The sequence below is a fragment of the Streptomyces sp. NPDC004752 genome (assembly GCF_053601275.1).
Genome location: NZ_JBSGBN010000210.1, coordinates 1 through 10,620 on the forward strand (window position 1 = coordinate 1; position 10,620 = coordinate 10,620).

The 10,620-nt window shown below is 72.8% G+C and carries 8 protein-coding genes; 5 read left to right on the forward strand and 3 right to left on the reverse strand.

The genetic code is table 11. The features are described 5' to 3' along the window. Positions 1-131 precede the first annotated feature (131 nt). The 3 genes from ACWEKM_RS44155 to ACWEKM_RS44165 are packed head-to-tail and all read left to right on the forward strand — an operon-like array spanning position 132 to position 6,020. Positions 132-935, forward strand: coding sequence for an HlyD family efflux transporter periplasmic adaptor subunit (locus ACWEKM_RS44155; RefSeq protein WP_451626956.1), 804 nt, complete (start codon positions 132-134; stop codon positions 933-935). Continuing rightward, positions 932-3,157 (forward strand): NHLP family bacteriocin export ABC transporter peptidase/permease/ATPase subunit, encoded by a 2,226-nt coding sequence (locus tag ACWEKM_RS44160; protein WP_451626957.1) that lies wholly within the window; start codon positions 932-934, stop codon positions 3,155-3,157. The genes ACWEKM_RS44155 and ACWEKM_RS44160 overlap by 4 nt, the downstream gene beginning before the upstream one ends. Position 3,158: 1 nt before the next feature. Beyond that, a complete protein-coding gene (locus ACWEKM_RS44165; protein WP_451626958.1) occupies positions 3,159-6,020 on the forward strand; it encodes an NHLP bacteriocin export ABC transporter permease/ATPase subunit in 2,862 nt (953 codons plus the stop codon). Positions 6,021-6,024: 4 nt separating this feature from the next. Here the strand turns inward: ACWEKM_RS44165 and ACWEKM_RS44170 are convergent, their stop codons facing one another. Both ACWEKM_RS44170 and ACWEKM_RS44175 read right to left on the reverse strand, forming a co-directional pair. Further along, positions 6,025-6,552: an SRPBCC family protein gene (locus ACWEKM_RS44170; RefSeq protein ID WP_451626959.1), complete on the reverse strand. Its 528-nt coding sequence runs from the start codon at positions 6,550-6,552 to the stop codon at positions 6,025-6,027. A gap of 6 nt (positions 6,553-6,558) precedes the next feature. Continuing rightward, the gene (locus tag ACWEKM_RS44175) at positions 6,559-6,912 is read right to left on the reverse strand and encodes an ArsR/SmtB family transcription factor (RefSeq protein WP_451626960.1); all 354 of its coding nucleotides are present in this window, start codon (positions 6,910-6,912) and stop codon (positions 6,559-6,561) included. Between the two features lie 183 nt (positions 6,913-7,095). Here ACWEKM_RS44175 and ACWEKM_RS44180 point away from each other — a divergent pair, with 183 nt between their 5' ends. Next, entirely contained in the window at positions 7,096-8,601 is a 1,506-nt protein-coding gene (locus ACWEKM_RS44180) for an MFS transporter (RefSeq protein ID WP_451626961.1), read from the forward strand. 319 nt (positions 8,602-8,920) lie between these two features. Here ACWEKM_RS44180 and ACWEKM_RS44185 read toward each other — a convergent pair whose 3' ends face one another. Continuing rightward, positions 8,921-9,355, reverse strand: a complete 435-nt coding sequence (locus ACWEKM_RS44185; RefSeq protein ID WP_451626962.1) for a subtilase-type protease inhibitor — start codon at positions 9,353-9,355, stop codon at positions 8,921-8,923. Positions 9,356-9,676: 321 nt separating this feature from the next. Here ACWEKM_RS44185 and ACWEKM_RS44190 point away from each other — a divergent pair, with 321 nt between their 5' ends. Continuing rightward, positions 9,677-10,240: a hypothetical protein gene (locus tag ACWEKM_RS44190; protein ID WP_451626963.1), complete on the forward strand. Its 564-nt coding sequence runs from the start codon at positions 9,677-9,679 to the stop codon at positions 10,238-10,240. Positions 10,241-10,620 lie beyond the last annotated feature (380 nt).

Sequence of the window (10,620 nt, forward strand, 5' to 3'; positions counted from 1 at the left end):
TGACCACCCGGGCGGCGGGTCTAGGACCGACGCCGGGGGCCGGTGGGGCCGGGCCCGGTGGGCGGCGCCCGGGACTCACCGGCGTCGCATGGTCCCCGTGCCAGAGTCTCCTCGCAGGTGAGGGAAGTTCCGTGCAGTTCCGCCAACAGGCCCTCGCCAAGCTCCAGTCGCCGCAGGAGCTGGATCTTCCGGTGCGTCTCGCCCGCCCGCAGGGCTGGCTCGCGCTGTCCGTCACGGTCGTCGTGCTGGCGGCGGCCGCCGTGTGGGCGCTGACCGGCTCGGTCGCCGCCACGGTCGACGCGCCCGCCGTCCTCACGCACGGTCAGGGCAGTTACCTTCTGCAGAGCCCGGTCGCGGGACAGGTCACCGCCGTCCTCGTCCGGCAGGGCGAGCGGCTGCCCGCCGACGCGCCCGTGCTGAAGGTCCGTACCGGCAAGGGCGACTCGGTCGTGCGCGCGGTCGCCCCCGGCCGGGTCACCTCGCTCGCCGCCACCATCGGGCAGATCATCGGCACCGGCGCGAACGTCGCCGCCGTGGAGACGGTCGCCCACGCCTCGGACCCGCTGTACGCGACGGTGTACGTGCCCGCCGAGAGCGCCGCCGCCATCCCGGCGCACGCCCCCGTCGACCTGACCGTGCCGTCGGTGCCCACACAGGAGTACGGCGTGCTGCGCGGCCATGTGAAGTCGGTGGACCGCACGGCCCAGTCGGCCCAGTCGATCGGGGCCTTCCTCGGCGACGGTCGGCTGGGCGAGCAGTTCACCCGCGAGGGCCGCCCGGTGGCCGTCCTGGTCACGCTCGACGGATCGCGGACGAAGAGCGGTCTGCGGTGGTCCACGGCCGACGGGCCGCCGTTCGCACTCGACTCCATGACCCTCGCCGCAGCCTCGGTCAAGCTGACCGACCAGCGTCCCGTCGATTGGCTGCTGCCGTGAGCACGACCCGGGAAACCCGTGGCCACCGACGCGCCGCCCCGGCAAGGCGGCCGGTCCGACGGACCCGCGGTGGCACGGTCCGCACCCCCACGGTGCTCCAGATGGAGGCCGTCGAGTGCGGCGCCGCCTGTCTCGCGATGGTCCTCGGCCACTACGGCCGACACGTCCCGTTGGAGGAGCTGCGCATCGCCTGCGGCGTCTCACGCGACGGCTCGCGCGCCTCCAATCTGCTGAAAGCGGCCCGGAGTCACGGTCTGACGGCCAAGGGCATGCAGATGGACCTGGCCGCGCTCGCACAGGTCGCGGCACCCGCCGTTTTGTTCTGGGAGTTCAACCACTACGTCGTCTACGACGGCATGGGCCGCCGCTTCGGCCGGCCCGGGGTGTACCTCAACGACCCCGCCAAGGGCCGCCGGTTCGTGCCCATGGAGGAGTTCGACCGCGGCTTCACCGGCGTGGTGCTGGTGCTGGAACCGGGCGACGGCTTCAGCAGGGGCGGGCGGCGGCCCGGCGTGCTCGGCGCGCTGCCGACCCGGCTGCGCGGCACCGCGGGCGCCCTGCCCGCCGCCGTCCTGGCCAGTCTGCTGCTGGTCGCGGTCGGCGCGGCCGTGCCCGCGCTCAGCCGCACCTACATCGACACGTTTCTCATCGGCGGCCAGACCTCGCTGCTCGGTGTGCTGTTCGCCTCGATGGCCACTTGTGTGCTGCTCACCCTGGCGCTGACCTGGCTCCAGCAGGCCAACCTGCTGCACGGCCGGATCATCTCCTCCACCCTGTCCAGCGCCCGCTTCCTGCGCCATCTGCTGCGGCTGCCGGTCACGTTCTACGCCCAGCGCTCCCCCGCCGACCTGGTGCAACGGCTGCAGTCCAACGACCAGGTCGCCGAGACCCTCGCCCGTGACCTCGCGGCGGCGGGCGTGGACGCCGTCGTGGTCGTGCTGTACGCCGTGCTGCTCTACGCCTACGATCCGCAGCTGACGTTCGTCGGTATCGGCGTGGCGCTGCTGAACGTGGTGGCCATGCGGCTGGTCGTACGGCTGCGGGCGACGCGTACGGCGAAGCTGCGCGCGGACATGGCGCGGCTGACCAACACCTCGTACACCGGGCTTCAGTTGATCGAGACGATGAAGGCGACCGGCGGCGAGGACGGCTACTTCCGCAAGTGGGCCGGGCAGCACGCCACCACGCTGGAGGAACAGCAGCGGCTCGGGGTGCCGAGCGCATGGCTGGGGGTGGTCGCGCCGACGCTGGCCATGTTCAACAGCGCGCTGATCCTGTGGATCGGCGGTCTGCGGGCGGTCGAGGGCCAGATCTCGGTCGGTCTGCTGGTCGCGTTCCAGGCGCTGGTGGCCCGCTTCACGGCACCGCTCGCCCGGCTGGGCGGCGTGGCGGGCCGCATCCAGGACTTCGCGGCCGATGTGGCCCGGCTGAAGGACGTGGAGAACTTCCGGGCGGATCCGCGCTACGCCCGGCCGCCCGGCGACGGCGACTGCACGCGCCGGCTGCGCGGGCATGTCGAGCTGGAGAACGTGACGTTCGGCTACAGCCCGCTGGACAAGCCGTTGCTGAGCGGCTTCGACCTGACCGTGGGCCCGGGACAGCAGGTGGCCCTGGTGGGCGGCTCCGGCAGCGGCAAGTCGACGGTGTCCCGGCTGATCTCGGGCCTGTACGCCCCGTGGGACGGCGTGATCCGCATCGACGGCCGCCGACTGGAGGACATCGCACGCGGGGCGCTGGCCTCCTCCGTCTCCTTCGTGGACCAGGACGTGTTCCTGTTCGAGGGCTCGGTCCGCGACAACGTGGCCCTGTGGGACCCCTCGATCCCGGACGAGGCCGTGGTGGAGGCGCTGCGGGACGCGGCCCTGTACGACGTGGTGCTGCGCCGCCCGGGCGGCATCCACGGCAAGGTCGAGCAGGACGGCCACAACTTCTCCGGCGGGCAGCGCCAACGCCTGGAGATCGCACGGGCGTTGGTGCGCCGGCCCAGCATTCTGGTGCTGGACGAGGTGACCAGCGCGCTGGACGCGGAGACCGAGCTGGTCGTGATGGACAACCTGCGCCGACGCGGCTGCGCCTGTGTGGTGATCGCGCACCGGCTGAGCACGGTCCGCGACAGCGACGAGATCGTGGTGCTCCAGCACGGCACGGTCGTCGAGCGGGGGCGGCACGAGGAGCTGGTGGCGCGCGGCGGCGCGTACGCCGCACTGGTCAGGGAGCGGTGAGATGACGACCGGTCAGCAGGCGCATGACGGCGACCTCGTCATCGGCGCGCTCGGCGCGCTGGGCACACGTGTGGACTGCGCCGGCCTCAACCGGGTCGACCTGGCGGGCCCGCAGGCGCTGTGGCTGATCACGGCCGGCGCCCTGGACCTGTTCGCGGTGGACGCCGCCCAGCAGGGCCACTGGCACCATCTCGGCCGGCTGGCGGCGGGCGCGCTGCTGCTCGGCCCGGTCACCGGACCCCGGCACACCCTGGTGGCCCGCCCGGTGCGGGACTGCGTGGTGCACCGGATCGACCTGCGCGAGCTGTACCAGCCGACGGCCGCCGGAACCTGGTCGTACGACGCGTACGGCGACCCGCGGTATGTGCCGCCCGCCACCGGCCCGCTGGAGTACGCGGTGGCCCTCGGCGTGGGCCGCGGGCTGTCCGTCCTCTTCCAGGCACCCCTGGCCGAGGAGCGCGCGGCCACGCAGGGGGGTTCCGCCGCGCGGGCCGATGCGGGCGGGGGCGAGGACGACGACGTGTTCTGGATGCAGGTACCGCCGGGCAGCGTGCGGTACGGCTCGCTGTACGGCGCCGAGGCCGCCGCCGATCTGCTGATGGACCCGGCGCTGTGGCAGTCCGTGGTGGACCAGCAGTACCGGCTGCTGACCGCGCTGGACCGGTGGATCGAGCGGTTGGAGCACACCCACGAGACGCGTGCGGCCGCCGGGGTCAAGGCCGGTGAGGAGGTCCGCGCCCGGGCCGATCAGACGCTGCTCGACTCCATCGGCGGGCGCTCGGCCCGCCGCACCACGGCCGCCGACGCGGATGCCGGGTACGCGGCCTGCGCGCTGGTCGCCGAGGCTGCCGGGATCAGGCTCGTCGAGCCCGCGCGGAGCGGCACCGAGAGCGAACGCCTGGACCCGGTGGAGCGGGTGGCCCTCGCCTCCCGGGTGCGCACCCGCACCGTACGGCTGCACGGACGCTGGTGGCGGGAGAACGTGGGCCCGCTCGTCGGACACCGGGCGCTGTCGGGGGCGCCGGTCGCGCTGCTGTGGCGGCGCGGCGGCTATGCGGCCGTCCATCCCGGCACCGGGCGTGAGACGCCGGTCGGGAAGGCGAACGCGGAGGAGTTCGAGCCGCGCGCGGTGATGTTCTACCGGCCGCTGCCCGACCAGCGCCTCTCGCCGCTCGGCCTGCTGCGGTTCAGCCTGCGCGGCACCCGCGGCGATCTGCTCGTGCTGCTCCTCGCGGGGCTGGTGACGGTGGCCATCGGCGCGCTGGTGCCGATCGCGACCGGCAAGGTGCTCGGCATGTATGTGCCGAGGGCGCAGACGGGCCTGATCGTCCAGGTCTGTCTGGCCGTGCTGGTGAGCGGTGTGGTGGCGGCGGCGTTCACGCTGCTGGAGAACCTGTCCGTGCTGCGCCTTGAGGGCCGGATCGAGGCCGCGCTCCAGCCCGCCGTGTGGGACCGGCTGCTGCGGCTGCCCACCCGCTTCTTCACCGAGCGCTCCACCGGTGAGCTGGCCGGCGCCGCCCTGGGCATCAGCGCGATCCGCCGGCTGCTGGCGGGCGTCGGTCCGGTGGTCGTGCAGTCGGTGACGGTCGGTGCCATGAATCTGGGCCTGCTGTTCTGGTACAGCCCGTCGATGGCGCTGGCGGCGCTCGGCATGCTGGTCGTCATCGCGGCCGTGTTCCTGGGGCTCGGACTGTGCCAGGTGCGCCGGCAGCGGCGGCTGGTGGTGCTCGGCAACAAGCTGAACAACCGGGCCTTCCAGACCCTGCGCGGCCTGCCCAAGCTGCGGGTGGCGGCGGCCGAGAACTATGCGTATGCCGCCTGGGCCCGCGAGTTCGCGCGCAGCCGGGAGCTCCAGCAGAAGGCCGGCCGGATCAAGAACCTCACGACGGTGCTGGGCGCGGTCCATCTGCCGGTGTGCACACTGCTGATGTTCATGCTGCTGGCGGGCCCGGCGAAGGACACGATGTCGGCGGCGGACTTCCTCACCTTCAACACCTCGGTGACGATGCTGCTGACCTCGGTCACCCAGCTGACCGGCTCCTTCGTCTCAGCGGTGGCCGCGCTGCCGCTGTTCGAGCAGATCAAGCCGGTCTTCGAGGCGGCCCCCGAGGCGCGTTCGGCGAGCACCCGGCCGGGCCCGCTGTCCGGCGCCCTGGAGGCCCGCCGGCTGTCCTTCCGGTACGCCGACGACGGGCCGCTGGTCCTCGACGACGTGTCGTTCGAGGTGCGGCCGGGCGAGTTCGTGGCGATCGTCGGCCCGAGCGGTTGCGGCAAGTCCACCCTGCTGAGGCTGCTGATCGGGTTCGACCGGCCGGTCTCGGGCAGTGTGCTGTACGACGGGCAGGATCTGGCGGCGCTCGACCCCTCGGCGGTGCGCCGCCAGTGCGGGGTGGTCCTCCAGCACGCCCAGCCGTTCACCGGGTCGATCCTGGACATCATCTGCGGCACCGAGCCGTACCCGCCCAAGGAGGCGATGGCGGCGGCCGAACTGGCGGGGCTCGCCGAGGACATCAAGCGGATGCCGATGGGCCTGCACACGATCGTCTCCGGCGGCGGCGCGGTCTCCGGGGGCCAGCGGCAGCGGCTGATGATCGCCCAGGCCCTGATCCGGCGCCCGCGCATCCTGTTCTTCGACGAGGCGACCAGCGCCCTGGACAACGACACCCAGCGCACGGTCATCGAGAGCACGCGGAAGCTGAACGCCACGCGCGTCGTCATCGCCCACCGGCTGTCGACGGTGCTGGACGCGGACCGGATCATCGTGCTGGAGGACGGCCGGATCGCCCAGCAGGGTCCGCCCGCCGCGCTGCTCGCCGACACCGGGGGGCGGCTGCACGAGCTGGTGCGGCGGCAGCTGGCGTGAGGGATCAGTCGAGGCCGGGCACGGGTGCGCCGGAGGGGACCCCGGCGGCGAGATAGCCGGCGTAGAACTCCTTCCAGGGTGCGCTCGCCCCGGCGTGCGGCCCGGTGAACGCCTCTCCGCGCGCCATCGCGTCCAGGGCGGCGAGGCACACCTCCCAGCCGGCGCCGTTGCGGGCGGCCGTGTTCTCCTCGCCGAGGACGTGGGTGAGGGTGAACCGGGTGCGCCGGTCGGCGACCTGGGCCAGGTCGAAGCGCAGCTCGTCGCCGCCCCAGTCGAAGGCCAGGTGCCGGGGTGGGTCGACGGCGAGCACCCGGCCGGTGGACTCCGGCAGGTGCGGGTCGCCGCTGAACCGGATGGTGCCGCCGGGCCGCAGCTCGATCTCGGCGTGGGACGGGAACCACCGGGCCAGTTCGGCAGGATCGGTCACAAACCGCCAGACACGGTCGACGGGGTGGTCGTAGATGCGGCTGAAGCGGACGGCGGGGCGGCCGTCGTCCAAGGTCACATAGGTTCCGGTGAGTTCGGCGGACATGGTGGATCAGTCCTTCGGGGTGGAGGGGCGCGTGCTGTCGTCCGACGTCTCGTCGAGGCGGCGCCCCAGGGCGTCCAGGCTGCTGTTCCACAGCCTGCGGTAGGGGGCGAGCCAGGCGTCGAGCGCGGCGATCGGCGCCGGGTCGAGGGCGTAGACGCGGCGCTGCGCGTCCTGCCGGACCCGTACCAGTCCCGCCTCCCTGAGCACCTTGAGGTGCTTGGAGGTGCTGGGCTGGCTGAGACCGCACGCCTCCACGATCTCCCCTACGGGCCGCGGGCGCTCCAGGAGCAGCGCGACGATGGCCCGGCGGTGCGGATCGGCGAGGGCGGCCCAGAGCGTGGCGTCGTCGGACTCGGACATGGATGCAACATGCCTCGACGATTATATGCCTGTCAAGGAATATATGGCCCCAGGATCTGCATGCCAGCGAAACTTTGCCGTTTCGCTGGCCATGGGTCTAGCATCGGCATGTACGAAACGAAACAGTTTCGTTTACGTTCTCTTTGCCACAAGTCCCGGACGACTTCCCTGGAGTGGTTCCCGATGTCCCAGAAGACCCTGACCGACGACGCCGTCGCGGGCGGCGTGGCGACGCCGCCCGCGACGCCGCCCGCACGGCGCTGGTGGATCCTCGCGATCGTCGCCGTCGCGCAGCTGATGGTGGTGCTCGACGCGACGATCGTGAACATCGCGCTGCCGTCCGCACAGGCGGACCTCGGCTTCTCCGACGGCAACCGGCAGTGGATCGTCACCGCCTACGCGCTGGCCTTCGCCTCGCTGCTGCTGCTCGGCGGGCGCATAGCCGACCTGTTCGGCCGCAAGCCGGCCTTCCTCGTCGGCGTCGTCGGCTTCGCCGCCGTCTCCGCGCTCGGCGGCGCCGCGAACGGTTTCGCCATGCTGGTCGCCGCGCGCGCCCTACAGGGTGCCTTCGGCGCGCTGCTCGCGCCCGCCGCGCTGTCGCTGCTCAACACCACGTTCACCGACGCCCGGGAGCGGGCCCGCGCATTCAGTGTGTACGGCGCCATCGCCGGGGCCGGCGGTGCCGTGGGACTGCTCCTCGGCGGTGTCCTCACGGACGCGCTCGACTGGCGCTGGACGCTGTACGTCAACGTGGCCATCGCGGTGGTCGCCTTCGTCGGTGGCTCGATGCTGCTGACCAACCACCGGGACGCCGCGAACTCCAAGCTGGACGTGCCGGGCACGGTCCTGGTCGCCGCCGGTCTCTTCGCCCTGGTCTACGGCTTCTCCAACGCCGAGACACACGACTGGGGTTCGCCGCTGACCTGGGGTTTCCTGATCGCGGGCGGTCTGCTGCTGGCCGCGTTCGCCTGGTGGCAGACCCGGGCCGAGCACCCGCTGCTGCCGCTGCGCATTCTGCTCGACCGCGGCCGGGCCGCCTCGTTCCTCGCCGTGCTGATCAGCGGCGCGGGTATGTTCGGCGTGTTCCTCTTCCTCACCTACTACCTGCAGCTCAACCTCGGCTTCAGCCCGACGAAGACGGGTGTGGCGTTCCTGCCGATGGTGGGCGCCCTGATGGTGACCGCCCAGCTCGGCACCACGGTGCTGCTGCCCCGGATCGGCCCCAAGGCCGTCATCTCCCTGGGCTTCGCCGTGGCCGCCGCGGGCATGGCGTGGCTGACCGGCATCGGCATCGGCTCCGACTACGCCTCCACGGTGCTGCCGCAGCTGATCGTGACCGGAGTGGGCCTCGGCCTGGTCATGCCGCCCGCCATGCAGTTGGCCACCGGCGGGGTCGCCGCGGAGGACGCGGGCGTGGCTTCAGCGACGGTCAACGCCATGCAGCAGGTGGGCGGTTCGATCGGCACGGCCCTGCTGAACACACTCGCCGCGAGCGCCGCCACCGACTACCTGGCCGGCCGGGACGTCACCAGCAAGGTGGTCCAGGCGCAGGCGACCATCGAGAGCTACACCACCGCCTTCTGGTGGTCGGCGGGCTTCTTCGCCGTGGGCGCGGTCATCGCACTGGCCCTGTTCCGCCGCGGAGTGCCCGAGCAGGACACCTCGGCAACGCCCGTGGTGCACATGTGACCACCCCCCGACCACCACAGGACCACTGACCGAACCACCCCCGAACCCCCGGACCACCGGACCCTCGGACCGAGGGCCGCCGCCCACAGGGAGACGGCGGCCCTCATCGCCGTCCGACGACGCCCGGACAGCCCCTGACGACGAGGCGAAGCCGACAGCGGGCGGGGGCGTTGCGTGGGTGGCGTGGTCCCGGGGCGGCGGGCGGCCCCACACCGGCCCGCCGTCCCCGGGGCGGGATCACCGCTCCGCGCTCTGGAGCCCACGCTCCCCGTGCGCGGGCCCGCTCCGGCAAGCGCGGGCGAGCGGCGATCCCGGTCTCTCAGAACGCGAAGACGCCGACCCCGTGGGCGTTCTTCACGCACGCGTTGGCGAAGGTGCGTTCATGGCCGACGCGTCGGCCCTGCCAGACACCCTCGGCCGTGACGACCACCGGGTCGTACTCCGTGGTGCACACCGCGTCCTCGCGCGGCGTCAGCGCGTCGAAGTCACCGTCGGCGAGCCGCAGTTCGGCGCAGGCCAGGGCGGCGGCCGGATGGCTGCCGGACGGCGCGGGGGCGCAGGAGAGGGTGACGGCGCGCTCCGGAGTGGCGTGGGCGGCGCTGTCGCCGTGGCCGACGGTGAGCACCAGGGCCGAGGGGGCGTACAGCGACGACGGGGTGGCGCCGGGGGAGGCGACGGCGGCCCCGGTCAGGGGTCCGCAGACGGCGGCGGCCGTGAGGCCGAGGGTCGCTGCCCAGCGCGCGGTGTTCCGCATTGTGTGCATCCTTCCGCTCGTTTCGACGAGGTGCCGCCCGGCGCGGTCGGTGCCGCGGCGACGAGCGCGAGTCTGCCGAGTCCACCGCCGGAACTCACATCCGACCTACGGCTTTCAGTAACCTTTCGTGTTGAATCAGTGGCGTGAAGTAACGGAACCGGGATGGTTCACGCCCGTAACCCGGCGGCCTGTGGTCGACGCACCGGTCCGGCTGGCCGGATCCCGGTGCCCCCGCAAACGTCCTGAAACGTTCCGGTTCCGCCCGGCGGACCTCTCCGCGGACCACTTGTCTTCATCCGCCGGCGGTGTAATCGTCATTACATGTTTACGGCTGAACAACTGGAGAAGCTGCGCGGCTGGTTCGCCGGCCGCGTCCCCGAGGATCTCTTCACGGAACTGGTCGAGGTGACCGTCGACCGCGAGGAGATCACCGTCATCGGCCGCATCCCCGCACCCCGGCTCGCCGAGGGCACCGCGGACGCCGAGCGGGCGGCGGCCGTGGAGGGCCGCATCCAGGAGTTCCGGGAACGCACCCGCCGGGCCCGGATGGCGGTGGCCGGCGAGGCCGAGCACCGGTTCGGCAGGAAGGTGTCCTGGGGCGTGGAGTGCGGCGGCCGGCGGGCCCTGTTCACCCATGTCGCCGCGCCGGTGATGACCCGGCTACGGCAACCCGAGCGGCAGGTCCTCGACACGCTGGTCGCCGCGGGCGTGGCCCGCAGCCGCAGCGACGCCCTCGCCTGGTGCGTACGCCTGGTCCAGCGCCACACCGACGACTGGCTCACCGAACTGCGCGCGTCCCTGGAGCAGGTCCAGCGGGTGCGGGCGCAGGGACCCGACACCGAGGAGGCACACGGTTCGCCCGGCGACGACGCGGACGACGGATGAGACATCCCCTCCCAGGCATCCGCGCCGCCCGGCGGCCGACGTTCGTTGGCCGGGACCGGCCGAACCCGGCTGCTCCCCGCGAGTGTCGTCGGCGTGACACGGGCTCGGCGACGAGAGGCGGGGTTCGGGCCCGGCCCGGTCGACTACGTCGCGGGCAGTGCCGGCGACGGCAACACCGCGCGCACGGCCGCCGCGGAAGAGAGCCGCCCCTCCTGGCGGGCCACCACTCCCCGGCGGACCGGAGTCCGCCGAAGGAAGGTCGCCCGCCGGTCGCGGGTCTGCTCTAGGGCGTGTTTCGAAAGTCCCGTCTGGCCCGCGACGCCTGGCACGGCACTCCCCCAGCCTTCGGCCGGGAGGTGCCCCCACGCCGCGTTGTCGGG